The sequence below is a fragment of the Priestia sp. D3YE.R1 genome, from assembly GCF_049199565.1.
GTDB lineage: Bacteria > Bacillota > Bacilli > Bacillales > Bacillaceae_H > Priestia > Priestia aryabhattai.
The window spans coordinates 1,302,937-1,326,814 of record NZ_JBLTHW010000001.1; the positions used below are offsets into that span (position 1 = coordinate 1,302,937).

The window sequence follows — 23,878 nt, forward strand, 5'->3', positions numbered from 1 at the left end:
TATGAAGTAGAAACATTCTTTCTATAACGGTTATAAATTCAGAGGTTTTTATTAAAAAAGTCAGTTATTTACCCTAGACTAAAAAAGTTTCCTGTGGTAAACTTTCGGTATCATGACACGTAAAAACTGAAAATTTTAAATAAATCATGCTGACATGTTCATTTTTCTGCACCAGCAGAATACCCTATTAAAAATCAACGAGCATATTTTTTTTACCTTAAAAGTTGGTCTGATGAAAAAAATATAACCATAGGTAAAAAATAAGAAGGGACGAAAAATAGATGGCTAGTGTAAATAATTATCCATTGTCTACATTTACGACAGGTGAAACGGTACAGCTCGAACGAATCGAAATTGAAGGTGCGTTAAAGCGCCGCTTGTTAGATTTAGGATTTATTCCAGGAGCCATCATCAAAGTGCTTCAAAAAAGTCCGTTAGGAGATCCTGTTGCTTATCAAGTCAGTCATACAACGATTGGTCTGAGAAAAGAAGAAAGTTCAAAAATTTATGTAAAAAAAGTAGGTGACGACGGTGAGTGAGTATCGTATTGCATTAGCAGGAAATCCGAACACAGGAAAAAGTACGTTATTTAATGGATTAACCGGTCTCAAGCAGCACACGGGAAACTGGACGGGAAAAACCGTAGCCAAAGCAGAAGGAACGTTTGAACATCACCAGCAGCTCTACACAATCGTGGATTTACCTGGAACGTATTCACTTTATTCAAACTCGGCGGACGAAGAAGTAGCGCGCGATTATATTTTATTTGAAAGACCTGACGTGACGGTTGTGGTGGTCGATGCAACGGCGATGGAGCGAAATCTTAATCTAGCCCTGCAGGTAATGGAAATGACGGAAAACGTCGTGATTTGCGTGAACTTAATGGATGAAGCAAAGAAAAAAGGAATTGTGATTAACGAAAAAAAGCTCGCTGAATCGTTAGGCGTACCGGTTGTGCCTATATCAGCTCGCAATAAAAAAGGAATTACGAATTTGCTAGATGCAATTGAAGGAGTCGTACGCGGGCAAGTAAAGCTTAATCCTTACCAAGTGCAGTACACAAAAGAAATTGAAGCGTCACTAAAAGAGTTAGAGCCTCAAGTCGCTTCTATTGTTGGAAATCAATTTCCTCTGCGGTGGATTGCTTTACGAGTTCTTGATGGAGACACGTCGTTTTTAGAAACCATTCAGCAGCGTCAGCAGCAAGATATCAATCACACGGAAAGGAGGAACAGCGCATATGGGAAATCCGTTAACTCCTGAAAACTCATTAGCGATGGAACAGCTAACGCGCTATGCGCAGCAGGCAAAAGAAAAAGATCATCGTTCGAATATGGTCGCAAGCATTTATCAGTCGTCACAGCAAATATGTAAAAAATCAGTTGTGTACGAAGACCGCTCAAAGCTTCAGCGCACGGAGAAATTGGATAAAGTCTTCACTTCGCCAATTTGGGGCTTTCCGATTATGCTTGGTATTTTATCGGTGATCTTTTATATTACCATAGCCGGCGCCAACGTTCCTTCTGGATTAATCGCACAAGGTTTTGGCTGGGCGGAAGGATATTTAACAGCTTTCTTTCAAGCGATGCACGCGCCAGAATGGCTGCACGGAATTCTTGTATTAGGGCTGTTTCGCGGTACGGGATGGGTTATTAGCGTGATGCTGCCTCCGATGGCCATCTTTTTCCCAGTTTTTGCGCTTTTAGAAAACTACGGCTACTTGCCTCGCGTCGCATTTAATATGGATCGTTTGTTCAAACGAGCAGGTGCACACGGCAAGCAGTCGCTGACGATGGCGATGGGGTTTGGATGTAACGCCGCAGCGATTATGTCGACTCGTATTATTGAATCGCCGCGTGAACGTATGATGGCAATTTTAACCAATAACTTTGTTCCATGTAATGGCAGATGGCCTACGCTGATTTTGTTAGCTTCTTTATTTATGGCAACAGGCTTTACAGGGAGTGCTAAAACTTTCGTAACGGCGCTTGTTGTAGTGGGAACGGTGTTATTTGGAATTGTTGTGACGCTGTTTGTATCATGGGCCCTGTCTAAAACGGCACTGCGCGGAGTACCAACACACTATACGCTAGAGCTCCCGCCTTACCGTAAGCCAAAATTTTTAGATACAATTGTGCGCGCAACGCTGGATAAATCGCTGTTTGTGTTAAAACGCGCGATTATTGTTGCAGCACCCGCGGCGGTGTTAACGTGGGTATTGGCTAATATCTATATCGGTGATACAAGTATTTTGATGCACTTCGTTCAGTTTCTTGATCCATTTGCCAAGACGCTGGGGCTAGACGGGTATATATTAGCTGCTTTTATTATTGGTTTGCCCGCTAATGAAATTGTTGTACCAGTTTTACTAATGGCGTATTTATCAACAGGCTCATTAATTGAAATTGAAGATGCAACTCGACTGAAACAAATTTTCCTTGATCACCACTGGACGTGGCTAACCGCTCTTAACATGATGCTGTTTTCGCTTCTGCATTTTCCGTGCGGAACAACGCTTGTGAATATTTATAAAGAAACCAAAAATGTTAAGTGGACGTTTCTTGCTTTTGCAATTCCAACGGCGATTGCGATTGGCGTTACGTTTGCGGTTGCTCAAGTCGTAAAAATGTTTAACCTTATTTAAATATGAAATAAACGTGCAGGGCTTTGCGAAAAGTCCTGTATTTTTTATGAGTAGTCAATGAGATAAAGAGTATGATAGGGTGAACTTGATTGCTATTTGTTAGGTTAAATGGTAATTTGTATGATATAGATTTGCTTCATGCACAAAAGAGATTAATAGAAAAAAGCGCTAATGCTAAAAGGAGGCTGACGGTGGGGATATTTTCTAATAAAATAGATTCAAAAAAAGCTAATAAGTATCAAACAAGGCTATACTCTTGTTTCACCATTCTCGTCATAGTGAATGTGATTAACAGCTGGTTTCTCGATTGGCTTTGGCTTTATATCACCACAAGTAGCGTTCTTGTTATACTCGTGATATTCCTGCTCAAAACACCTAAACGTGATTTAGATGAAGAGTGGAAGCAGCTAGAAATAGAGAAAGACGAGGCTTTTGAAAACAGAGTCAATTTGATGATGATGAATGGCCGAAGTGATGTGCAGGCTATTAAATACATACGCAAAGAAAAAAATCTTGGTTTGCTTCATGCGAAGCAGTATCTTGACCGTATTAAAGAATCAAAGAAATAATAAAAGCGACCTTTGACAAGCAGAGGTCGCTTTTTGATAGGCTATTTACTTTTCTCGCCAATCGTCACTTTTTTCGTGAACATTTTCATGTTGCCTTTTATCGTCACATGAGCGGTAATCGTATATTCACCGTTGTCTTTGAACGTATAGTCCGTGCTGTATGCGCCGTTACCTTCGTGTTTTGCATCGATCATTTCCTGGTTAATATAGCCTTCTTTTTCAACTTGAATCTGTACGGCGTCTGCATTTTCGATTTTTTTATCTCCTTGTGTAACGAGTACGTTAATAGATGTTTTTTCGTTTGCTTTAATAGTTTGCGGCACTTCAATTGTTCCTTTTACTTCCTGTGGCTGTTGCTCATTTCCTTTTGAACAGCCGACCACGGCAATGACTAAAACGAGCAGCAGCATGCTAAGCTTTTTCATAAATATCTCCTTTTTTATCTTATATCCTATTATTAAATACATTTCTCCATAAAACTTTATCACTGAAGTCACAAAATAAAATCATCCCAATGAGTGATTTTTATGAGTGTGACGGCAAGAAACTTGACCGTTTTGTTACAAAAAATAGTTTATGATCACAACACGACTTTACAGCATTGTGTCTTGAGCTTAGGATTAAACATAATAAGCTAGTAAAAGGAGAGAGAAATATGCTCATACTTTATGATGAGCTGTACGGAAAATTTGAAATAGACGGCGTTCTTTTAGAACTCATTCAAAGTGATCCCGTACAGCGTTTAAAAGGAATTTACCAAGGCGGAGCGAGCCGGTTTGTAAATGAAAACTGGAATACTACTCGATATGATCATTCCGTTGGTGCGATGATGCTTGTAAATAGACTCGGAGGCTCTTTGGAAGAGCAAATAGCGGCTTTATTACATGACGTTTCACATACGGCATTTTCTCATGTGATTGACTACGTTCTTGAACAAAAAGAAGAAAATTATCATGAAATGATTTACGAAAAAATAGTAGCTCAGTCGTCTATTCCTTATATTTTAAAAAGCGCCGGTTTAAATTGGCGAGATATCTTACTTGATGAAAGCCAGTGGACGCTGCTCGAACAGAACGCTCCGCACTTATGTGCTGACCGCGTGGATTATACGCTGCGGGATTTATACGTATGCGGGGAGATTACTTTACAAGAAGTGCATGCGTTTTTGGATCAGCTTGTCGTATTTAATGGACGAATGGCATGCAGTAATTTAGCAGCGGCAGAGTGGTTTGTGGATGCTTACTACAAAGAAGTGATTGGCTTTTTTATGAATCCGCTTAATATGTTTGGAAATCATCAGCTGACGGAAATTATCAAGCTCGCTTTGCAAAAAGATATTTTATCTATCGAAGATTTTTTAAAGCAGGATGACGATGTGGTTTGGTTGCTGAAAAATGCTGGAGATAGCAGCATTGAAGGGATGTTATCTGCTCTTTTTAACAGCAAAGTACAAAAAGGAACAGCATCTTGTCATGACGTTCACCAAACGACAAAAATGCGCTGGGTTGATCCTCTTGTTATTGGCTCAGATGGAGAAAATCCTGTATCTCAGCTATCACTTACCGCTAAAAGAGTAATAGAGCAAGCAAAACAAAGGATAGAAAAAGGAGTATATCTCAACATTCAGGCTCCGTTATAAAGGGAATCATTACATAAAGAAGGGATGCATAATAACGTGCATCCCTTTCTCTCATAAGAAGTTTTATAGACCTCTAAGGAAGCCTTCTCTTAACGAACTTCATCACGCTTCGCAGTTAATTCTTTAATCGTTTCTCCTTCAACTAACACCGGCTGGTAGTAGGTTTCGTTTGGCAAATCTTTTTTGCCTTGCAGCTTTTTAATGATCCAATCCGCCGCGTCGTTTCCCATTTGTTCCTGCGGATGGGTTAACGTTGTTAAATTAATCGTTGCATTTTTAGCGATGTACGAATTGTCTTGACCAATAATTGACAACTTGTCCGGAATAGAAATGCCAAGCTGTCTGCATACATTTACGACTTCTAATCCGACTTCATCGTTATAGCAGACAAGAGCTGTCATTTCGTCTTGGTTTTCAGTGAGAAACTCTTTTAAATTAGCATACAAATCAAGCTTTGTTTCGGTGTTAAAAGACAAAATATGCTCAGGCTGAAAGCGGAGTTTTGCATTACCGAGCGCTTTTATGTAGCCTTTCATTCGGTACTTTCCCTGCAGGTCATCCATTTTTGCAATGAGCCCAATTTGTGTATGTCCTTTTGAAATTAATTCATTTGTGGCAAGGTAGCTTGACTGAACGTCATCTAAACAAAAAAACGGAACCTCTAATTCTTCGTAGTAGGCGTTAATCATCGTAAATGGAACGTCTTGTTCTTTGAATGATAAATAATACGAGATGTTCGGATTATACAAATTACTTTTTGTAGGCTCAACAATTAAACCGTCTACTCCGTAGGAAAGCATCATTTCCAGCGCTTTTTTTTCTTGTTCCACATCATTATTCGTGCTCGCCAGCAGCAGCGAATAATTATCTTTATTTAACCTGCTTTCAATTCCGCGAATAATAGAAGGGAAAATATAGTCGGAAATATACGTGGTAATTACACCGATTGTTTTGTTGGCAGAAGCCCCGCTAGATTTGGATTGATAATGATTGCTCACATAGGTGCCAGATCCTTTTTCGCTTCTTAAAAATCCTTCATTCGACAGCTCTAAAATGGCTTTTCGAACCGTATGTCTGCTGACACCATACGTTTCTTGCATGACCGATTCAGTTGGAATTTGTTCGCCCATGCTGTAATCGCCTGAAAGAATTTTGCTTTTTATATCTTCAATAATCACCTGATATTTTGGCTTCATGTTTTCACTTCTTTCGTAGTTGTATACATTCAACTTTTTTCATGTATAAAATTTGTATGGACATATTTTATCATGAACATGAATAAATGAAAAGATTTCCTTGATTTTTAATGAGAAGTAGAATAATTTAACGATTGAATCGGATTCTCTAATAGTTAAAGAAGGGAAAAGTAGGGTGTTTTGAATATTTGTGTGCATATATAATTTTTATATTGACAAATGTACGTACAAATTAATATACTTAGGTTGTTAACAAATTCAAACAGGGTTACATAAAACGGAAAGCGCTTCCTTACTGCTATAGGCATCTTTATAGCTATCAGAAAGGAGATTAAACGTGAAAACAACTCAAGAAAGCATAAAGCAAGCAATTGCGAAAGGGAAAACGTCCCTTGGAATTGAACTTGGATCTACTCGTATTAAAGCAGTGCTGATTGATGAAAACTTTGAAACGATCGCATCAGGCAGTTATGAATGGGAAAATCTCTTGGAAGACGGTTTTTGGACGTACAACTTACTCGATATTATTACAGGTCTGCAAAGTGCTTACTGTGAAATGAAGCAAAAAGTGGAACGAAGCTACGGGATCACGATTCGAACAGTTGGCTCCATCGGCGTTTCAGCTATGATGCACGGATATATGGCGTTTGATAAAACGGGTGAACTGCTTGTTCCGTTTCGAACGTGGCGTAATGCAACAACAAGCGCAGCAGCAAAAGAATTAACTGAACATTTCCAATTTAATATTCCTGAACGATGGAGCATTGCGCATCTCTATCAGGCAATCATTAATCAAGAAAAACATCTGCCGCGCATTGATTACATGACAACGCTAGCCGGCTATATTCACTGGCTGCTGACGGGCAGTAAGGTGCTTGGTATTGGTGATGCCTCAGGGATGTTTCCGATTGATGAACGCACGCAAAATTACAGTGAAGATATGATGAAGCAGTTTAATGAGCTTATTTCTTACAAAGGGTATCCATGGCAACTATCAGATATTCTGCCTGCAGTTTATACTTCAGGCGAGCAAGCAGGTACATTAACAGCCATTGGGGCTAGTATTTTAGATCAATCAAAAAATTTGCAGCCGGGCATTCCGTTTTGTCCTCCAGAAGGTGACGCAGGAACGGGAATGGTGGCGACAAACAGCGTAAGAAAGCGCACGGGAAATGTTTCGGTAGGAACGTCCGTTTTTGCGATGATTGTACTAGATAAAAAGCTTTCAAACGTTTATCCGGAAATTGATTTGGTTACGACGCCAAACGGCAGTCCAGTTGGAATGGTTCATGCGAATAACTGTTCAAGCGATTTAAACGCTTGGCTCGGATTGTTTCGTGAATTTTCCGAGGCGATGGGACAAAAAGTAGAGTCGGATAAATTGTTTGAAGTGATGTTAAATAAAGCGCTAGAAGCTGATCCTGATGGAGGGGGCTTGCTTAGCTACGGCTATTTCTCAGGTGAAAATATTACCGGAGTAGAAAATGGACGTCCGCTATTTGTCCGTTCAGCAAAAAGCAATTTTAATCTAGCAAACTTCATGCGTACACATCTTTTTACAGCTTTTGGCGCTTTAAAAATAGGGATGGATCTTTTAGTCAAAGAAGAAAACGTAAAGATTCATAGTATTTTAGCGCACGGAGGATTATTTAAAACGCCGGTAGTCGGTCAGAAAATGATGGCAGCGGCAATTAATACCCCGGTTTCCGTCATGGACACAGCAGGAGAAGGCGGCGCGTGGGGAATGGCTATTCTTTCTTCTTATATGCTCAATAAAAGTGAGAATGAAAGTTTAGAAGATTTCTTGGATGATAAAGTTTTTAAAGAAGTGACCGCACAAGAAATCTATCCTGATGAGCTCGATGTAAAAGGGTTTGAAGCATTTATTAAAAGATATAAAAAAGGATTAGTCATTGAAAAAGCAGCTGCAGAGCATCACAGCGAAGAACGGGAGGAGTTAGTGTGCTAGATAAATTGAAAGAAGAAGTATTTCAAGCAAACCTCGATTTGCCAAAACACGGACTGGTCAAGTACACATGGGGAAATGTAAGTGCAGTTGACCGAGACAACGGTTTGTTTGTGATTAAACCAAGCGGCGTTACGTATGAAAAAATGACGGCACAAGACATGGTAGTCGTTGATTTAGATGGCCGCGTGGTAGAAGGTGAGCTTAATCCGTCCTCTGATACGCTGACGCACGCCGTATTGTATAAGCACTACCCGCAAATTGGCGGTATTGCTCATACGCATTCAACGTGGGCGACCATTTGGGCTCAAGCAGGGCTCGATGTGCAGGCAATGGGAACGACTCATGCCGATACCTTTTATGGTTCCGTACCGTGCGCGCGCTTTTTGACAGAAAAAGAAGTGAATGACGGATATGAAGTGGAAACGGGCAAGGTGATTATCGAAACGTTTGAAAAGCGCGGTTTAGATGTGCTAGCGGTTCCTGGTATTTTACTTCAAGGACACGGACCGTTTACGTGGGGGAAAGATGCCAAAACGGCGGTAATGAACAGCGTTGTATTAGACGAAGTATCAAAAATGAATTTCTTTACCCAAAAATTAAACGGAATGGCTGAAGAGCTGCCTCAGCGCATATTAGACAAACATTATTTACGAAAACACGGGCAAAACGCATATTACGGGCAAGGACAGTAAAAGACTTACATACAGAAAAGGGGATTTATCATGTTAAAAACGACTCAAAAAGAATTTTGGTTTATTGTTGGTTCACAGCACCTTTATGGAAAAGAAGCACTAGCAGAAGTAAAAGCACACGCGCAAAGTATGACTGATGCTTTAAATGAAAGCGGTATCTTGCCTTATCCGCTTGTGCTGCAAGATTTAGCTGTGAATGCGGATACGATTACAAATATGATGAAAGAAGTGAATTACCGAGATGAAGTTGCCGGCGTAATCACGTGGATGCATACGTTCTCGCCTGCAAAAATGTGGATTCGCGGCACCAAACTACTACAAAAACCGCTGCTTCATTTGGCAACACAATTTAACGAAAGCATTCCTTGGGAAACGATTGATATGGATTTTATGAACTTGAATCAGTCCGCTCACGGTGATCGTGAATACGGCTTTATCAACGCGCGTTTGAACAAGCAAAATAAAATTGTAGTGGGCTACTGGGAGCGCCCCGAAGTACAGCAGCAAATTGCACAGTGGATGGATGTAGCCGCTGCTTATAACGAAAGCTTCAACATTAAAGTCGCGCGTTTCGGTGACAATATGCGCAACGTCGGCGTAACAGAAGGAGACAAAATTGAAGCGCAAATTCAATTTGGCTGGACGGTTGACTACTTCGGAATCGGTGACCTTGTTCAATATGTCAATGCCGTTACGGAAGAAGAAATTAATGATTTATTTGCTGAATATGCCGACGCGTATGAGTTTGTTTACGGCGATTATTCTGCAGAAGACTGGGAATCTAGCGTAAAAGTACAGGCAAGCTATGAAATTGCGATTAAACGTTTTCTAGACGAAGGCGGATACGGCGCTTTTACGACTAACTTTGAAGATTTGTACGGCATGAAGCAGCTTCCTGGTCTAGCGGTACAGCGCTTGATGGCACAGGGATACGGCTTTGCTGGTGAAGGAGACTGGAAAACAGCCGCGCTTGACCGCCTGCTCAAAGTGATGAGTCATAATCAGTCAACCGGCTTTATGGAAGACTACACGTATGAATTAGCACCCGGACGTGAGTCAGTGCTTCAATCACACATGCTTGAAGTAGACCCGACGCTGGCGGTAAATAAGCCAAAACTAATTGTCTCTCCGCTAGGAATCGGCAACCGCGAAGACCCGGCCCGCTTAGTGTTTGACGGTAAACAAGGAGAAGGCGTAGTGGTTTCTATGGCTGACTTTGGTACGCATTACAAGCTGTTAATTAACGAAGTATCGGCATTTGAGCCGGAAGTTCCAGCTCCAAATCTTCCGGTAGCGCGCGTGCTTTGGAACATTAAGCCGAACTTCCAAGAAGGCGTTAAAGCGTGGATTGAAAACGGAGGAGGCCACCATACGGTTCTTTCATTAAATTTAACGACCGATCAAATTGTGAGCTATGCAAAGCTTGTGAATTTAGAATACGTCATCATTAAGTAAGCATTTATATTTCCAAGGGAGCACTGCTTCCTTGGAAGTGAAAATATAGCGTAACTTAGTAAAAGAACGCCGTTTTTAAGAAATAATGAAAGCGTTTTAAAAACGTGTGATAGACAGCAAAACTAAGGCAACAAAAAGGGGGATCTATAATCATGAGTAAAGTATCAAGTAAGTTTATCTTCTTTTTCGGCTCATTTGCCGGTATTTTATTCGGTTATGATATTGGGATTATTGCTGGTGCAGAAGGTCATATCCGTGAAGCGTTTCATTTGAGTCCACTCTGGCTGGGGATTGTGGTTTCGTCGCTAATGGGAGGAGCAATTATCGGTTCCATTTTAAGCGGATTATTAGGCGATAAGTTTGGACGAAGAAAGTTAATTTTAATTTCGTCGATCATCTTTCTTTTAGGCTCCATCGGTTCAGCGATTGCACCAGAGGAAATTACGTTAACGATTGCGCGCGTCTTTTTAGGTACAGCAGTAGGAACAGCTTCTTCTTTAGTTCCTGCTTATATGTCAGAAATCGCACCTGCTCATATTCGCGGGAAGCTTTCAGGTTTAAATCAGTTAATGATTGTAATTGGATTATTATTAAGCTATATCGTAGCCTTTATTTTTGAGCCGGTTCCAAACAGCTGGCGATTAATGCTTGGCAGCGCCGGTATTTTTGCAATCGTCTTGTGCATTGGTATGATCAAGCTTCCAGAGTCACCTCGCTACTTAATTAAAAACGGAATGGCAGATAAAGCGCGTGAAGTGTTGCGCACGCTTCGTTCCTCAGCAGCGGAAGTCGAAGCGGAAGTGGCTGAAATTCAAAGCGTAGCTGTGTATGAACAATCAGGCATTAAACAGCTGTTTCAGAAAAAGTTTCGTTTAGCTTTAATTATCGGTGTCGGAATGGCAACTTTTCAGCAGATTCAAGGCTCAAACTCAATTGTTTATTATGCAACAAGCATTGCTCGTCAAGTTGGTTTAGCGCCGCAGGTAGCTGCTGGTTTTACGGTTATTGTTGGGGTAATCTTCGTTGTGACAACACTTATTTTTCTGCAGTTTGTTGATAAATTCAACCGCCGTACCATTCTTACGGTTGGCGGAGCGGGAATGGCTCTTTCCTTTTTTACACCGGCTATTCTTGGAGCAGTAGGTGTTAATGAAGCTGTCGTTAACTGGGTTACGCTAATTGCTCTTTGCTGCTTTATCCTTTGCTATGCGTTTTCTTGGGCGCCGCTTACGTGGATCATTGTAGGAGAAATTTTCCCGCTTTCTGTGCGCGGAATCGGTGCTGGGATTTCATCTGCTTTTAACTGGACAGGATCGCTGGCAGTAGGGCTTGTGTTCCCTATTTTAGCTGATCAGTTTAGCTTAGGCGTTATCTTTTCAACGTTTGGGATCATTTGTGTTCTCGGACTATTCTTTATACGCTTTGTAGTTGTCGAAACAAAAGGACGTAGCCTAGAGCAAATTGAAACGGACATGGCAGCTCGTTCTGAAAGAAATTCTTTAAGTCCAGTTGAGCGCAATAAATACGTCTAATTGTTGTTTAAATGTAAGAGGCTGCGATAAAAGTATGGTAGCCGAAGTGAAAAACGAACCACTGATCAAATTGTTTGATTAGTGGTTCGTTTTTTTATGGTGAATGCAGGTTTCATCTGTTGAGTTTCTTCTAACTTTTATGTTGTCCCATCAGTGCTGAACAAAATGAAAGAATAGATAGGCTATGGAAACTCATTTAAATGTGCGTTCTGCTTACAAGACGGTAGTGACCTTCATCAACAAATGCTCATATAAATAAGTAAGCTTGTTTACTTTTAACTAACTTTATTTATTAATAGGGGGATTAACTAATTGATGAATTTGACGCTTCATGAACGTTCTGAAAGATTATTAAAGCAAAGAATTAAACAACTAAATCCGAGAGATCCATTCAACTTTGTTTTTATGGGCGACAGCAGAGGTGACGGACCAAACGATAATTGTTTTACGATGAGCGGTGAATTTGAGCTTGTGTTAAAAAAGGCGGTGGAATTGAACCCGCTGTTTATTATTCATGGGGGAGACACCGTCTATACAGGGAAAAAAGAGTATTTGGAGCACTTTGTTAAAGTTGTTGAAAAAATTGCACCAAATATTCCTATGTTTGTATGCGTAGGGAATCATGATGAACTATACCTTGATGAAAGCAATCTCGAAAACTTCAGAGCCACTATCGGAAAAGTACACTGGGTCATTGATATTCCTGTCTATAACTTCCGGTGCATCGCATTAAATAATGTCATCAGTCCCAAAAATAAAATATATGGATTTACAGATAGAGAGCTTCATTATTTAGAGCAGCAGCTAGAGGATGCTCCTTGTAATACCGTTTTAGCCATGCATGCCCAGCCAAATATCGGCCGGTGGACAAACCTTGAAGGGTTTCCTGTAACGACTCCTCAAAGTCAAGAATTTTTTGATTTAATTCAAGAACACCGCGTGAAAAAAGTGTTAGTCAGCCACGTGCATGCGTATGACGAGCAGTTTATTAGAAAAAACAGAAACGGGTCGTTTACGCTTGGAAGAGGCACTGATTTTGTATTGTCAGGAGGCGCGGGTGCTCCCCTTGATTTTGAGCCGCCTTTAATTTTAAATAATTATAATTTTACGGAGTTTTTTGTTAGCCGGTACGACATTTTAGGCCCTCTTCTTTGGAAGGATTTTGGACGACCTCGAAGAAGTTGTTTGTAAAAACAAGAAAGTAGAAAGCTAGGTTCAAAAAAAGAGGCTGGGACAAAAGGGTTTTAGACGAAGTGAAAAACGAACCATTGATCAAGATGCTTGATTAGTGGTTCATTTTTTTTATTAGGGTAAACGTAGATTTCATGTGTATAAGTCTTTCTAGCAGGTGATTGGAGGACAAGACGAAGACTCCGGCGGGAAAAGCGGAAAAGGTGAGACCCCACAGGAGCGTATGCGACGAGGAGGCTCAGCGACCGCCCGCGGAAAGCGAAGTCTTGTACGGAAATCAACTGCGGTGTCACAAGCGATTCAGCTCATGTATCCCAGTTGCCTTTAGATGAGATTCACTTCGTTATGTCTCAACCTCTTTTGGAAAACCGTACGAAACCTTGTAGCAGAAGGTTCAGTCAAACGTTATAATAGATAATGAATGATGATATATTCTCTATATTTGTCATATATTTGTATTACATATGTAATTGAAGAAAAACATTCACTTGATATACTGTTTAATGACTTAACTTTATCTTAAAATTCACAGTGAACTGCCTGTTTATAGAGGCTTAGAACATACACAGCAAATGGAGGAGCTATCATGGCAAACGAAAAGATGCAAGAAGGACTTAATCGTTTTATTAAGGAAGATTTAAATGACCTTTTAGGTAGACTGTTCCCTTTAATGGATCGGGAGTGTGCGGAAGAAAAGAGAATGCTTATTGAAACCGCGGTAGAGTACATTTATTCTTCAGGGTATCATCAAGGAGCAAAAGACTTGATCGAAACACATCGAAAAGATGATTACAAATTGTTAAGGCAAAAATTAGCGTCAGCACCTCCTGAAAACTAATTTTTTTTGCAATTTCTTTTGACAACGTAAATGTAAGGTGTTAAGATGACTCTACATTCAAAATATTATAAATAATTAAAACTCTTATTGAGAGAGGCGGAGGGACTGGCCCTGTGAAGCCCGGCAACCATTTAACATTCTTGTTAAAAAGGTGCTACATCCTGCAAAGCGTACGGCTTTGAAAAATAAGAGAGGATTTCATAGATACTATGCCTCTCTATTCACGATAGAGAGGCTTTTTATTTTATGTGAAGGTATTTTGAATGAACAATTTCATAGAAATGCATCAGGTGCTGTGTAACGAATGTACGCAGCTTAAAAGGGAAGACCGGTGAAAAGCCGGCGCGGTCCCGCCACTGTAATGGGGAGCAACTTATTAACCACTGTTTCATGCTGAAATGGGAAGGGATAGGAAGCGATGAACCTAAGTCAGGAGACCTGCCTGTTGTATGCACTTAAGCTCTACGGGATATAGAGAGGAGTGAGGAATACGTGTTGAGAAAAACAGGCTATCTCAACTTTAGTTAAGTATGCGTATCATCTCTCTTTTCATTTCGAAAAGAGAGATTTTTTAGTTTAGCGGAAAAAAAGAAATATACAAGGAGTGGAAAAAATGAGCAGTGTAAAAAGTTCAAACGTAGGTTATCCAAGAATTGGTGAAAAACGAGAATGGAAAAAAGCGCTCGAACTGTTTTGGGCAGGAAAGCTAGAGAAAGATATCTTTCTACAGGAAATTGAAGCTCTTCGTCTAGGGCATCTAAAAAAACAGCGTGACGCAGGAATTGAATTAATTCCAGTCGGCGATTTTAGCTTATACGATCACGTGTTAGATACAGCCGCTATGTTTGGTTTGGTGCCAAAGCGCTTTGAATATGACGGAGGGCCGGTATCGCTTGAAACGTATTTTGACATCGCGCGAGGAACAAAAGGTGCGGTAGCTTCTACGATGACAAAATGGTTCAACACAAATTATCACTACATCGTACCCGAGCTTGAGGAATGCACGCCGGCACTTGTAGAAAATCACCCGCTTCAATTTTACAAAGAAGCAAAGCAAAAGCTAAATATCAAAGGCAAACCCGTTATTTTAGGTCCAGTAACATTTGTGAAGCTGTCAAAAGGATATAAAGAAAGTGAGTTTAAAAAAGTAGTTGAACAATTTGTTCCTCTGTATGCAACTATTTTAGCGGAGCTGCAGGCAGAAGGAGTCGAGTGGGTACAGATAGATGAGCCGGTTTTAGCTACAACGCTATCAAAAGAAGACCTGGCACTGTACAAAGAAGTCTATCAAGTCCTGCATGACGCGGCACCGAACGTCAAAGTCATTTTGCAAACGTATTTTGACAGCGTGGATCACTATAAAGAAGTAGTCGCTCTTCCTGTTCATGGTATTGGCTTAGATTTTGTACATGACCGAGGCGAAAATCTCACGGCGCTTAATAAATATGGTTTTCCAACTGATAAAGTGCTGGCAGCAGGAGTGATTGACGGACGAAACATTTGGCGTGAAAACTTGGACGAGCAGCTTTTAACGCTTAGTGAAATTGAAGAAGCCGTATCAAAAGACCGTTTGATTCTGCAGCCTTCATCAAGTCTATTACATGTTCCTGTCACGGTGAAAAGCGAAAAAACCATTGAGCCAATTCTAAAAAACGCGCTGTCTTTTGCAGATGAAAAGCTGAAGGAAATCACGCTTTTAACAAAAGCGGTGCAGCAAGGAAAAGAAGCAATAGAAAAAGAAATAAGTGTAAGTAAACAAGCGATTCAAGCATTAAATGGATCATCTTTTCGAAATCACCAAGACGTGCAAAAAGAGCTGAAGCAGCTGCACAGCTATAAAGCAGAGCGTCAAGCGCCGTTTGACGTACGTCAACGCGTTCAGCAAGAAGCGTTTCAGCTGCCGCTTCTTCCAACGACAACGATTGGAAGCTTTCCGCAAACAAAAGAAGTGCGAAAAGAGCGTCTAAAATGGCGTAAAGGAGAACTAACAGACGAAGCGTATGAAGCGTACATTAACGAGGAAATCAAAAAATGGATTGAAATTCAAGAAGATATCGGCTTAGATGTACTTGTGCACGGAGAGTTTGAGCGTACGGACATGGTCGAATACTTCGGTGAGAAATTAGGAGGCTTTCAGTTTACGAAGTTTGGCTGGGTGCAATCTTACGGTTCTCGCTGCGTGAAGCCGCCGCTTATTTACGGAGATGTCTCATACGAGCAGGCGATGACGATCAAAGAAACGGTCTACGCACAGTCTCTAAGCGATAAGCCGGTTAAAGGAATGCTGACGGGTCCGATTACGATTTTAAACTGGTCGTTTGTGCGTGATGATATCCCGCGCTACGACGTGGCAAATCAAATTGCGCTTGCTCTTAGAAAAGAAGTGGAAGCACTTGAAAGTCAGGGCATCTCGATGATTCAAGTAGATGAACCCGCGCTGCGTGAAGGACTGCCGTTAAAACGAGAAAATTGGGAAAGTTATTTAAACGCCGCGGTGTACGCATTTAAGCTAGCCACGGTATCCGTGCAAAATGAGACGCAAATTCACACGCATATGTGCTATTCGGAATTCGAAGAGATTATTGATGCGATCAAAGCGCTTGATGCCGACGTCATTTCCATTGAAACGTCTAAAAGCCACGGTGAATTAATTTATGCGTTTGAAGAACATACGTACAATCAAGGAATTGGACTTGGCGTATATGATATCCACAGTCCGCGCGTACCAAAGCTTGAAGAGCTGACACGAAACATTGACCGCGCTTTGAAGGTGCTTGATCCTGCATTATTTTGGATTAATCCAGACTGCGGCCTTAAAACAAGAGGAATCAGCGAGACGGTTGAAGCCTTAAAAGTGATGGTTGAGTCTGCAAAACAAACAAGACAAAATTTATTACAAAACGTTTAATAACAAGAAAGTAAAGACCAAGCAGTGTAAACGCTACACTGCTTGGTCTTATGGGTTTTTTAAAGGCCAAAAATATCCATTGACACTTCCCGTAGATTTTTGTATCTTTTTAAAGGTGTTTTTAAAATCAGGGAGGTACAACATGAGTAACAACAGCACGCAGCACGTTAAAATTGTAACAGCGGATCCATCAGCGCTAGGCCTATTCGGACTTGCCATGGTGACACTTGTTGCATCGTTTCAAAAGCTTGGGGTAACCGATGGTGTTTCATTGGTATTGCCATGGGCGATTTTTTTAGGCGGGATAGGGCAGCTAATCGCGTCTATGCAAGATTTTAAACATAATAATACCTTCGGCGCAACGGCTTTTGGTGCCTTCGGGTTATTTTGGCTAGGTGTCGGCATGACATGGCTTATTCAGCTTGGAGCATTTGGGGAAGCGCTCGCAAAAGAAGCGGATCCGAAGCAGCTCGCATTTGCTTTTGTCGGCTACTTAATTTTCAGCGTTTTTATGACAGTTGGAGCAATGGGCACTCATAAAGTATTATTTATTATTTTTGTGTTAATTGATTTCTTATTTATTGGATTATCGCTAAGTACATTTGGTGTGGCATATGAATACACGCACTTACTAGCAGCAGTATCAGAGCTATTGATCGCTCTGTTTTCATTCTATGGATCTGCAGCGGCTGTATTAAATACTCACTATGGTCAAGTTGTGCTTCCGGTGGGCAAGCCGTTTGGTGCATTTATCAAATAATCAAGACGTTAATTAAAAAGCGAAGTAGGATTGAATTCTGTATAATGCAGAGGTCAATCCTTTTTTGTTTGGGCATTTTTATATATAGTAGAAAGAGAGATATATAATAGTAGTTTTTAATGAAAGGAAACGTTTCAATGATTATAAGACAAGTACATGAAAATGATTTAAACCAACTGCTTACATTAGAAAACAAAGGATTTACACCTGAGGAAGCTGCCTCAAAAGATGCATTTATCACGCGGATCAACACCATTCCTGATACGTTTATCATTGCCGAAGAAAATGAAGAAATAATCGGATATGTGAACGGTCCCGTCATTTCAGCTCCGTTTATTACGGATGATTTGTTTGAAAAAACGATTTCGAACCCTGAGACAGGCGGTCATCAAAGTATTTTGGGTATCGTTGTAAATCCTAAGCATCATCATAAAGGAATTGCGAGTATGCTGCTAAAAGAGTTTGAAAAACAAGCGCGGAACAAACAGCGCTTAACGGTTACCTTAACATGTAAAGAGGAATTGATTCCTTTTTACGAAAAAAACGGATATGTGAATCAAGGAGTTGCGGAGTCTCAGCATGCAGGCGTGAAGTGGTTTAATATGAGTAAGGAGCTTTAATATTACTACTATGAATTGCTTGTTACACCGCTAATGATTTCCGTGCAAGGCTTCGCTTTCCGCGGGCGGCCGCTGAGCCTCCTCGTCGCTTGCGCTCCTGCGGGGTCTCACCTGTTCCGCTTTCCCCCGCAGGAGTCTTCGCCTTGCCCTCCAATCATCAGCTAGAAGCACCTACATACACGAAACCTACGTTTACCATACCCATAAAAAAATTAGCACAAGGTGAATTCTTAATCAAACTCGTTCGCGTTGTTCTTCAACTAACCTACTTTTGTTCCAATCTCTATTTCAGTTATGTAAAAGACTCTACTTTGTCAAACATATTTGACAGTAACAAGGAAAATAATATAAGATATGGATGTAAAAAGTTTTTTACATTTTAGAGATGAGTGATGAATGGTGGAAAATCGAATTAAAGAACTGCGTAAAAGCAAAAAGATGTCTCAAGATGAACTGGCGAAAGTATGCGGCGTATCGAGACAAACGATTAATGCAATTGAAAACAATAAGTATGATCCAAGCTTAGCGCTGGCTTTCCAGATGGCCCAAAAACTGGGAGCAACGGTAGATGAGCTGTTTTTATTTCATAAATCATGAGTTAGTTAAAAAGAAAAAGGCAATGTGAAGCGACCATCTTCCTAGTAGGCGTGTTGACGATTCTGTCTTATACGCGAACAATACATAAGTAGGTAGAAGATTAATATTATTTCTATCACTTCATATAAAAAATTTACCAAGCGATGTTGGTGAAATGAATGGAAAATCGAGCTGCAGAAGTAGCTCTTACAAGTACGGGCATGTTACTGTTGATGGTAACGTTAATATTTCCTGTTCCGAGATTAATCTACAGCCTGCTTGTAGGAGGCAGTATTTTACTAAAGGAGTGCGGAACAGGAGGAATAAAAAGGTGTATCACGTGAATGCAGCGTGATGTAGAAAAGGAGGTTCCTTTTGAAAAAAAGAACGATTATTATAGCTGCACTTTTATTTATCGTCGTATTTTATTTTACATATACCGGGAAAGCCTATCAGTTAAAAGACGTCATAAAAGTAGATGAAGCAAACGTTACGCGTATTGAAATAGATACGGACGAAGGAAAACGTGCAGTAGATGATAAAAAAGAGATAAAGCAAATCGTACATTCTTTGGCAAAAGTAGAAGTGAAAAAAAGCAAGGAACTCGATCCAAAGTTTGATCAGTCTTACTGGGTGAGAATCGTTGAAAACGGAAAAGATGCGTACGGCTTAACGATTTACGATGATGATTACATAAAAGCATTTAATTTTAAAGATAAAAAGCAGGATACGTATACGATTGTTAAAGATCAAAAAGTAGATGTTAAAAAGCTATTTTTAACTAAATAAAAGTGTAAACCTACTAAAAAAGACAGCCTGCGCTGTCTTTTTTTTATAAAAATAATAGATTGAAAATTATGATTATTTAAAGCGGAATTAGTCTTTTCCTATATAATTAATAAATGATTGAATTAGGTCAATATCGGGGTTAACTAATAGTGCTGGAAGAAGGCCAAATGTTAATAATACTAGAACGTTTGATCCAATAAAGATGCGAAGTGCTTTTTTGATTTTCATGATATTTCCTCCCTTTTTTATATTTTCGTATAAAAAGAGAAAAAAATCAATAGAAATGTGACGAAATTGTGAACTTTTTGTCTGATAGTCCCTGCTAGATTATAAAAATTCCCTCTTTATACTAGATAAAGAGGGGATATAGCAAGTCATAAAATATGTAGAAACATTAAAAGTACATGCGCAGATTCCCAATAAATCGGTAGAGAAAATAGCAGGAAAAACCGATTAAGATACATCCAGCGGCAATAGAAACCCATTTGATATAAAGCTGATTCAGCACTTTTCTAGTTCCAGAGACAATTGTCATTAAGCCCAGGTCATGAATTAAAATTCCCGTTAATATTCCGGCAGCAATCAGCAGGAAATGAAAAGAGTGAGAGGATTGAAGCGAATTTGTCAGCACCGTTCCAAACACGCTCAGCCAAAAAATGAGATTGCTAGGAGAAATGGCAACAAAGATTCCGTTCACATAAGAAGAGGCAAACGACTTTTTTACGTGTTCTCCAGGAGCCGTTATGTCATGATCTGCGTGTCTAATGCTGTCATAGCCAATATAAAGTAAAAAAAGTGCCCCTACAAGCCACATCATAAGCTGGATAAAAGGAGCCGATAAAAAAGAAGCTAGTCCAGAGTAAAGCAGCACAATTAATAATAAATCAACCGTCATGCCTCCGAGTCCAACAACCCATCCGTGAAGAAACCCGTTTTTCAAACCTTGTTTTGTCATTTCAATTGTCACTGTTCCAACGGGAAGGGCAATCGAAAGACCGAGCAGCACATTTGTTAAAAATAACGTCACCAAAAACAAAACCTCTTTCAATCTCGTATCTACTATCGTTTTCCGTTTAAGTGGTCTTTCATTATACAAAATTATGCAATAAAATTCAATATTATGTATAAAAAAACATGTAGTGAATATAGAGGAGGAAAAAAGTAAATGAAATTAATTTGTGAATCGTTGGAAAAAGAAGACTACACGCAAGAACTTCCTGAAGTGAATTTTACAAATCCTTTAATTCAACAAAAGGTATGTGAACTCAAAAGCGGCTTGCCTCATTCTTCACTAGCTTACATAAAAAAAGCGTATGAGTTTGTGAGAGATGAAGTTTCTCATTCATGGGATATTCAAAGCAGAATCATCACAAAAACGGCTTCAGAGGCTTTAAAAGAAAAGGAAGGGATTTGTTACAGCAAGTGTAATCTATTAGCTGCTTTGCTGCGTGCAGAAGGAATTCCAACAGGCTTTTGTTATCAAAGATTAATCCTTGGAGATACAATAGACACCGGCTACTGTATTCATGCGTTAAATGCTGTCTACATCAAAAGTGAGGAGAAATGGATTCGATTAGACGCGAGAGGAAATAAAGAAGGAGTGCAGGCCGACTTTTCGCTGAAAAAAGAAAAACTGGCTTTTCCAGTAAATCCTACACAGGGTGAAGTAGACTATGCGACTATTTATACAAAACCTCGTAAAGAAACAATGGACGTGTTGTCTCAGCACGAAGACTGCTTGGATATGTATTTGCACTACTTGCCTACCGAGCTATAAAAAGAGGCTGGGACAAACGTATTTTAGTTGAAGGAAGATTCGAACGATGAATGGAGAACCGTAATAGAGAATTAAATTCGTTCGGATTTTTTATTGATAGTTTCATGTATGTGGCTGCTTCTAGCTGGTGATTGAAGGGCAAGACGAAGACTCCCGCGGAAAGCGAAGTCTTGCACGGAAATCAGCAGCGGTGTCACAAGCGGTTCAGCTCATCTCTCCAATTTGTTCGTCTTTAACTGGAATTAGTATGCCATCTCTTAACCATTTTAAACGCTTTCCTGCACGGTGGCTGACGGTCTTTTAAACGCAGCAACAAACCACACAATATTCGTGATCAGTAAGCCTAAACAAGAAATCATTACACCTATGATGGAAGCTAAGTTTCCTGAGAAATCTCCTAATCCAAATAAAAACAGAGCTGGCATTAGTAATAGAGTACTAGCAGCGATTAAAAGTCCAATGCTGCAAAAAGCAGCCATCACAAATTTTAAGAAACGCATTCCCAGCAGATAAAATGCTAAAGGCAACAGATATAAAAACAGAATCATGCCAAGAGATAACCCCATCCCAACTGAACCGAACGTGTTGACGTTGGGGCCAGAATCTGCTAGAGGAGAAAGCGAACCAAGAACTATGATAGAGCAGAAAAATAGGGCGGAAAGCAAAGTGGTGATCGCCACACTATTTTTTATTTTAGAATTGCGCACTGTTTGTTAACCTCCTTTCCAAATAAAAAGTATATGGATTAATTTTACAATATAAAACCGTGTTAATCACCAGTTTTTTACAAAAATATTCGATAGGCTGGATAATAATGAAGAGAAGCCGGGTTAAGATAATACACGTGTACATATTTCTTGTGTGGACCTGGATAGTGGGTTTCGTGCCAGTATTGCGTCAGTATTGTTTGAATAGGGTGTGAATGAGGGGCTTCTCCGTAATGTCCGTAGTAGATGCCGCTGCCTGAATAAGGAGAATACATAAAATCACCTGCCTGTTTAAATGAATGTGTTACACGGTATGTTTTTGTATTAAATAACGTTCTTGTAAAATGTAAAAAGGGCACAAATAGGTCGTTTGCTGTATAAATGCCTCATTCTAGTAAAAAAGACCTCTAAAAGCAAGAGGTCATAACCTAGGTATCTGTATGTTCTTCACTGAGATTTCTTTGAAAATCCAAAAAACGAGTTCCTTGAAACGTCAGCATTCCTTCGTCGCCTTCTGCAAGCTTGCCGTATTCGCTGCCTGAAACAGTAAATTCAGAGCGGTCGGTGCTTTCAAACTGAAAGGTTACATAGTAAGTTGTAGACGTGTGAGAGTGGTGATGTTCGTGAGCGTGACCGCCATGGCGTTGGACGTTTGTCCGTTTGCCCGTAATTTTTGCTTTTACAGATAGACGGGGAGACTGCTCATTTTTGCTCCACGTGCTGATTCCTTTAAAAATAGAAAATAAGAAAATACCAATAACAATAACAAAAAATAGCATAACAAACGTAGGCATTCCGTTAAATAACGCATCGTCTGGAAAAAAAGCGCCTCCGCTTAGGTCAGCATCACCTTCAAAAACAATGTCATCTCCGGACGGATCATCTTCAAATATCATTTCATCTTCAAACATTCGTATTCCCCCTTACTATAAATACGATTCCTGAATGGAAAAAGTTTCATCTTTATAGTAGTCTTGTGATAGGATAGCTAGTTACTATTCATACATATGAGTGAACAAGGAAAAGGAGAGATCAACATGGGGAAATACAAAGTTGTTATGTCTGGAAAGACGTGGCCAAACGCTTACGAAAAGCTAGCGGAGCACTGCGATATTCAAATGTGGGAAGGAGAAGGAAAGATTCCACAAGAAACGCTGCGCGACTGGCTTCGTGATGCCGACGGCTTTTTTAATATCGGCCACATTACGGTGGATGAAGAGCTGTTAGAAGCAGCCCCGAACCTGCGCGTTATTTCTCAATCAGGCGTCGGGTATGACAGTGTTGATGTCGAAGCGTGCACCAAAAAAGGCGTGCCGTTTAGCAATACGCCGGGCGTGCTAGTAGAAGCAACGGCTGATTTAACGTTTGGTCTCTTATTGTCAGCAGCTCGCCGCATTCATGAAGGCTATGAAAAAGTGAAACAAGGAAACTGGGAAACGGTATTTGGCATCGATTTATTTGGAAAAACGCTTGGTATTGTTGGGATGGGCGATATTGGAAGCGCCGTTGCCAGACGAGCAAAGGCATCGGGTATGAACATCGTTTACCACAATCGAAGCCGCAAGCATGAAGCCGAAAAAGAGCTTGATGCCGTGTACCTTTCGTTTGAAGAGCTTCTTCACACAGCTGACTGTATCGTATGCTTAGTGCCGCTTTCAAATGAAAGCAAGGGCATGTTCGGAGAAGCGGAATTTAAAGCAATGAAAAACAGTGCGTATTTTGTAAACGCAGCGCGCGGGGGATTAGTGGATACGGAAGCACTGTACGCAGCGCTGAAACATGAAGAAATTGCGTATGCTGCACTAGACGTAACAGACCCAGAGCCGCTTCCGGCAGATCACAAGCTGCTGCAGCTTTCAAATGTGTTAGTAACACCGCATATTGGAAGCGCTACGTACGAAACGCGCAATCGAATGGCAGATCTAGCTGTACAGAACTTGCTTTTAGGTCTTGAGAAAAAGCCTTTAGTGACGTGTGTGAATGAAGAAGTGAATTATAAGTAAGGAAAGATTTTTT

The 23,878-nt window shown here is 40.3% G+C and carries 29 protein-coding genes and 2 riboswitches; of the genes, 21 read left to right on the top strand and 8 right to left on the bottom strand.

The features are described 5' to 3' along the window. The first annotated feature begins 281 nt into the window (after positions 1–281). The 4 genes from ACOZIR_RS06760 to ACOZIR_RS06775 all read left to right on the top strand — a co-directional run bounded on the left by ACOZIR_RS06760 (position 282) and on the right by ACOZIR_RS06775 (position 3,213). Positions 282–539 carry a FeoA family protein gene (locus ACOZIR_RS06760; protein WP_013058246.1) on the top strand — a complete coding sequence of 86 codons (258 nt, stop codon included), beginning with the start codon at positions 282–284 and terminating at the stop codon, positions 537–539. Beyond that, positions 532–1,263, top strand: a complete 732-nt coding sequence (locus ACOZIR_RS06765) for a FeoB small GTPase domain-containing protein (RefSeq protein ID WP_340141856.1) — start codon at positions 532–534, stop codon at positions 1,261–1,263. Before ACOZIR_RS06760 ends, ACOZIR_RS06765 begins: the two co-directional genes overlap by 8 nt. Before the next feature lie 13 nt (positions 1,264–1,276). After that, positions 1,277–2,644 (top strand): nucleoside recognition domain-containing protein, encoded by a 1,368-nt coding sequence (locus ACOZIR_RS06770; RefSeq protein ID WP_415382842.1) that lies wholly within the window; start codon positions 1,277–1,279, stop codon positions 2,642–2,644. 191 nt (positions 2,645–2,835) lie between these two features. Continuing rightward, positions 2,836–3,213, top strand: a complete 378-nt coding sequence (locus ACOZIR_RS06775; RefSeq protein WP_045291071.1) for a hypothetical protein — start codon at positions 2,836–2,838, stop codon at positions 3,211–3,213. A 41-nt stretch (positions 3,214–3,254) separates the two neighbouring features. Here the strand turns inward: ACOZIR_RS06775 and ACOZIR_RS06780 are convergent, their stop codons facing one another. Then, positions 3,255–3,638 (bottom strand): FixH family protein, encoded by a 384-nt coding sequence (locus tag ACOZIR_RS06780; protein WP_421535535.1) that lies wholly within the window; start codon positions 3,636–3,638, stop codon positions 3,255–3,257. 230 nt (positions 3,639–3,868) lie between these two features. Between ACOZIR_RS06780 and ACOZIR_RS06785 the strand changes: the two genes are divergently transcribed. Further along, positions 3,869–4,852, top strand: coding sequence for an HD domain-containing protein (locus tag ACOZIR_RS06785; RefSeq protein ID WP_045291016.1), 984 nt, complete (start codon positions 3,869–3,871; stop codon positions 4,850–4,852). Positions 4,853–4,941: 89 nt separating this feature from the next. Here ACOZIR_RS06785 and ACOZIR_RS06790 read toward each other — a convergent pair whose 3' ends face one another. Then, positions 4,942–6,048, bottom strand: coding sequence for a GntR family transcriptional regulator (locus tag ACOZIR_RS06790; RefSeq protein WP_045291014.1), 1,107 nt, complete (start codon positions 6,046–6,048; stop codon positions 4,942–4,944). Between the two features lie 337 nt (positions 6,049–6,385). Between ACOZIR_RS06790 and ACOZIR_RS06795 the strand changes: the two genes are divergently transcribed. The 10 genes from ACOZIR_RS06795 (at position 6,386) to ACOZIR_RS06840 (ending at position 18,013) form a co-directional block, all read left to right on the top strand. Further along, positions 6,386–8,017, top strand: coding sequence for a xylulokinase (locus tag ACOZIR_RS06795; RefSeq protein ID WP_421535536.1), 1,632 nt, complete (start codon positions 6,386–6,388; stop codon positions 8,015–8,017). Then, positions 8,011–8,709, top strand: coding sequence for an L-ribulose-5-phosphate 4-epimerase (locus tag ACOZIR_RS06800; protein ID WP_310877997.1), 699 nt, complete (start codon positions 8,011–8,013; stop codon positions 8,707–8,709). The genes ACOZIR_RS06795 and ACOZIR_RS06800 overlap by 7 nt, the downstream gene beginning before the upstream one ends. A gap of 30 nt (positions 8,710–8,739) precedes the next feature. Beyond that, on the top strand, positions 8,740–10,164 hold the full coding sequence (araA, locus tag ACOZIR_RS06805) for an L-arabinose isomerase (RefSeq protein WP_340141860.1): 1,425 nt from the start codon (positions 8,740–8,742) through the stop codon (positions 10,162–10,164). A gap of 152 nt (positions 10,165–10,316) precedes the next feature. Beyond that, positions 10,317–11,696, top strand: a complete 1,380-nt coding sequence (locus ACOZIR_RS06810; protein WP_328120840.1) for a sugar porter family MFS transporter — start codon at positions 10,317–10,319, stop codon at positions 11,694–11,696. A gap of 315 nt (positions 11,697–12,011) precedes the next feature. Further along, complete coding sequence (locus ACOZIR_RS06815; RefSeq protein WP_310878058.1) at positions 12,012–12,887, top strand: metallophosphoesterase family protein; 876 nt, start codon at positions 12,012–12,014, stop codon at positions 12,885–12,887. A gap of 157 nt (positions 12,888–13,044) precedes the next feature. Next, complete coding sequence (locus ACOZIR_RS06820) at positions 13,045–13,215, top strand: hypothetical protein (protein ID WP_169746657.1); 171 nt, start codon at positions 13,045–13,047, stop codon at positions 13,213–13,215. A 258-nt stretch (positions 13,216–13,473) separates the two neighbouring features. Continuing rightward, on the top strand, positions 13,474–13,725 hold the full coding sequence (locus ACOZIR_RS06825; RefSeq protein WP_033580155.1) for a hypothetical protein: 252 nt from the start codon (positions 13,474–13,476) through the stop codon (positions 13,723–13,725). Between the two features lie 81 nt (positions 13,726–13,806). Beyond that, positions 13,807–13,917, top strand: a riboswitch (SAM riboswitch). A gap of 79 nt (positions 13,918–13,996) precedes the next feature. Continuing rightward, positions 13,997–14,185: riboswitch (cobalamin riboswitch) on the top strand. 153 nt (positions 14,186–14,338) lie between these two features. Then, entirely contained in the window at positions 14,339–16,633 is a 2,295-nt protein-coding gene (metE, locus tag ACOZIR_RS06830; protein WP_340141861.1) for a 5-methyltetrahydropteroyltriglutamate--homocysteine S-methyltransferase, read from the top strand. A gap of 142 nt (positions 16,634–16,775) precedes the next feature. Then, entirely contained in the window at positions 16,776–17,393 is a 618-nt protein-coding gene (locus ACOZIR_RS06835) for an acetate uptake transporter (protein WP_045291003.1), read from the top strand. A gap of 119 nt (positions 17,394–17,512) precedes the next feature. Continuing rightward, positions 17,513–18,013, top strand: a complete 501-nt coding sequence (locus ACOZIR_RS06840) for a GNAT family N-acetyltransferase (RefSeq protein WP_340141862.1) — start codon at positions 17,513–17,515, stop codon at positions 18,011–18,013. 22 nt (positions 18,014–18,035) lie between these two features. On the opposite strand, the gene ACOZIR_RS06845 is transcribed toward ACOZIR_RS06840, so the two are convergent. Continuing rightward, positions 18,036–18,167: a hypothetical protein gene (locus ACOZIR_RS06845; RefSeq protein WP_272946317.1), complete on the bottom strand. Its 132-nt coding sequence runs from the start codon at positions 18,165–18,167 to the stop codon at positions 18,036–18,038. Between the two features lie 242 nt (positions 18,168–18,409). Between ACOZIR_RS06845 and ACOZIR_RS06850 the strand changes: the two genes are divergently transcribed. The 3 genes from ACOZIR_RS06850 to ACOZIR_RS06860 all read left to right on the top strand — a co-directional run bounded on the left by ACOZIR_RS06850 (position 18,410) and on the right by ACOZIR_RS06860 (position 19,378). Further along, positions 18,410–18,610 carry a helix-turn-helix transcriptional regulator gene (locus ACOZIR_RS06850; protein WP_045290996.1) on the top strand — a complete coding sequence of 67 codons (201 nt, stop codon included), beginning with the start codon at positions 18,410–18,412 and terminating at the stop codon, positions 18,608–18,610. 158 nt (positions 18,611–18,768) lie between these two features. Next, a complete protein-coding gene (locus ACOZIR_RS06855) occupies positions 18,769–18,933 on the top strand; it encodes a hypothetical protein (RefSeq protein WP_340141863.1) in 165 nt (54 codons plus the stop codon). A 31-nt stretch (positions 18,934–18,964) separates the two neighbouring features. Beyond that, positions 18,965–19,378 (top strand): DUF5301 domain-containing protein, encoded by a 414-nt coding sequence (locus tag ACOZIR_RS06860; RefSeq protein WP_340141864.1) that lies wholly within the window; start codon positions 18,965–18,967, stop codon positions 19,376–19,378. Between the two features lie 87 nt (positions 19,379–19,465). On the opposite strand, the gene ACOZIR_RS06865 is transcribed toward ACOZIR_RS06860, so the two are convergent. Together ACOZIR_RS06865 and ACOZIR_RS06870 are read right to left on the bottom strand one after the other, a co-directional pair. Further along, positions 19,466–19,606 (bottom strand): hypothetical protein, encoded by a 141-nt coding sequence (locus ACOZIR_RS06865; protein WP_013058226.1) that lies wholly within the window; start codon positions 19,604–19,606, stop codon positions 19,466–19,468. Between the two features lie 166 nt (positions 19,607–19,772). After that, complete coding sequence (locus ACOZIR_RS06870; protein WP_310878057.1) at positions 19,773–20,405, bottom strand: LysE family translocator; 633 nt, start codon at positions 20,403–20,405, stop codon at positions 19,773–19,775. 138 nt (positions 20,406–20,543) lie between these two features. On the opposite strand from ACOZIR_RS06870, the gene ACOZIR_RS06875 reads away from it, so the two are divergent. Further along, the gene (locus ACOZIR_RS06875) at positions 20,544–21,155 is read left to right on the top strand and encodes a transglutaminase-like domain-containing protein (protein WP_310877991.1); all 612 of its coding nucleotides are present in this window, start codon (positions 20,544–20,546) and stop codon (positions 21,153–21,155) included. A gap of 127 nt (positions 21,156–21,282) precedes the next feature. Next, positions 21,283–21,459 carry a hypothetical protein gene (locus ACOZIR_RS06880; protein WP_421535537.1) on the top strand — a complete coding sequence of 59 codons (177 nt, stop codon included), beginning with the start codon at positions 21,283–21,285 and terminating at the stop codon, positions 21,457–21,459. Here ACOZIR_RS06880 and ACOZIR_RS06885 read toward each other — a convergent pair. The 3 genes from ACOZIR_RS06885 to ACOZIR_RS06895 all read right to left on the bottom strand — a co-directional run bounded on the left by ACOZIR_RS06885 (position 21,422) and on the right by ACOZIR_RS06895 (position 22,773). Then, positions 21,422–21,862, bottom strand: a complete 441-nt coding sequence (locus ACOZIR_RS06885; protein ID WP_045290992.1) for a DUF5391 family protein — start codon at positions 21,860–21,862, stop codon at positions 21,422–21,424. The two genes, ACOZIR_RS06880 and ACOZIR_RS06885, sit on opposite strands and share 38 nt — an antisense overlap. 77 nt (positions 21,863–21,939) lie before the next feature. Next, positions 21,940–22,137 carry a hypothetical protein gene (locus tag ACOZIR_RS06890; RefSeq protein WP_152640837.1) on the bottom strand — a complete coding sequence of 66 codons (198 nt, stop codon included), beginning with the start codon at positions 22,135–22,137 and terminating at the stop codon, positions 21,940–21,942. A 153-nt stretch (positions 22,138–22,290) separates the two neighbouring features. Beyond that, positions 22,291–22,773: a DUF2500 domain-containing protein gene (locus tag ACOZIR_RS06895; protein ID WP_045290989.1), complete on the bottom strand. Its 483-nt coding sequence runs from the start codon at positions 22,771–22,773 to the stop codon at positions 22,291–22,293. A 126-nt stretch (positions 22,774–22,899) separates the two neighbouring features. Between ACOZIR_RS06895 and ACOZIR_RS06900 the strand changes: the two genes are divergently transcribed. Further along, entirely contained in the window at positions 22,900–23,865 is a 966-nt protein-coding gene (locus ACOZIR_RS06900) for a 2-hydroxyacid dehydrogenase (protein WP_045290988.1), read from the top strand. Positions 23,866–23,878: the final 13 nt, after the last annotated feature.

What these genes read in the sequence shown, in the direction of transcription:
- ACOZIR_RS06760 (WP_013058246.1), top strand. Translation starts at nt 282, where the DNA reads ATGGCTAGTGTAAATAATTATCCATTGTCTACATTTACGACAGGTGAA.
- ACOZIR_RS06770 (WP_415382842.1), top strand. Translation starts at nt 1,277, where the DNA reads ATGGAACAGCTAACGCGCTATGCGCAGCAGGCAAAAGAAAAAGATCAT.
- ACOZIR_RS06780 (WP_421535535.1), bottom strand. Translation starts at nt 3,638, where the DNA reads ATGAAAAAGCTTAGCATGCTGCTGCTCGTTTTAGTCATTGCCGTGGTC.
- ACOZIR_RS06785 (WP_045291016.1), top strand. Translation starts at nt 3,869, where the DNA reads ATGCTCATACTTTATGATGAGCTGTACGGAAAATTTGAAATAGACGGC.
- ACOZIR_RS06790 (WP_045291014.1), bottom strand. Translation starts at nt 6,048, where the DNA reads ATGAAGCCAAAATATCAGGTGATTATTGAAGATATAAAAAGCAAAATT.
- araA (WP_340141860.1), top strand. Translation starts at nt 8,740, where the DNA reads ATGTTAAAAACGACTCAAAAAGAATTTTGGTTTATTGTTGGTTCACAG.
- ACOZIR_RS06810 (WP_328120840.1), top strand. Translation starts at nt 10,317, where the DNA reads ATGAGTAAAGTATCAAGTAAGTTTATCTTCTTTTTCGGCTCATTTGCC.
- ACOZIR_RS06815 (WP_310878058.1), top strand. Translation starts at nt 12,012, where the DNA reads ATGAATTTGACGCTTCATGAACGTTCTGAAAGATTATTAAAGCAAAGA.
- ACOZIR_RS06825 (WP_033580155.1), top strand. Translation starts at nt 13,474, where the DNA reads ATGGCAAACGAAAAGATGCAAGAAGGACTTAATCGTTTTATTAAGGAA.
- metE (WP_340141861.1), top strand. Translation starts at nt 14,339, where the DNA reads ATGAGCAGTGTAAAAAGTTCAAACGTAGGTTATCCAAGAATTGGTGAA.
- ACOZIR_RS06835 (WP_045291003.1), top strand. Translation starts at nt 16,776, where the DNA reads ATGAGTAACAACAGCACGCAGCACGTTAAAATTGTAACAGCGGATCCA.
- ACOZIR_RS06840 (WP_340141862.1), top strand. Translation starts at nt 17,513, where the DNA reads ATGAAAGGAAACGTTTCAATGATTATAAGACAAGTACATGAAAATGAT.
- ACOZIR_RS06850 (WP_045290996.1), top strand. Translation starts at nt 18,410, where the DNA reads ATGGTGGAAAATCGAATTAAAGAACTGCGTAAAAGCAAAAAGATGTCT.
- ACOZIR_RS06855 (WP_340141863.1), top strand. Translation starts at nt 18,769, where the DNA reads ATGGAAAATCGAGCTGCAGAAGTAGCTCTTACAAGTACGGGCATGTTA.
- ACOZIR_RS06865 (WP_013058226.1), bottom strand. Translation starts at nt 19,606, where the DNA reads ATGAAAATCAAAAAAGCACTTCGCATCTTTATTGGATCAAACGTTCTA.
- ACOZIR_RS06875 (WP_310877991.1), top strand. Translation starts at nt 20,544, where the DNA reads ATGAAATTAATTTGTGAATCGTTGGAAAAAGAAGACTACACGCAAGAA.
- ACOZIR_RS06890 (WP_152640837.1), bottom strand. Translation starts at nt 22,137, where the DNA reads ATGTATTCTCCTTATTCAGGCAGCGGCATCTACTACGGACATTACGGA.
- ACOZIR_RS06895 (WP_045290989.1), bottom strand. Translation starts at nt 22,773, where the DNA reads ATGTTTGAAGATGAAATGATATTTGAAGATGATCCGTCCGGAGATGAC.
- ACOZIR_RS06900 (WP_045290988.1), top strand. Translation starts at nt 22,900, where the DNA reads ATGGGGAAATACAAAGTTGTTATGTCTGGAAAGACGTGGCCAAACGCT.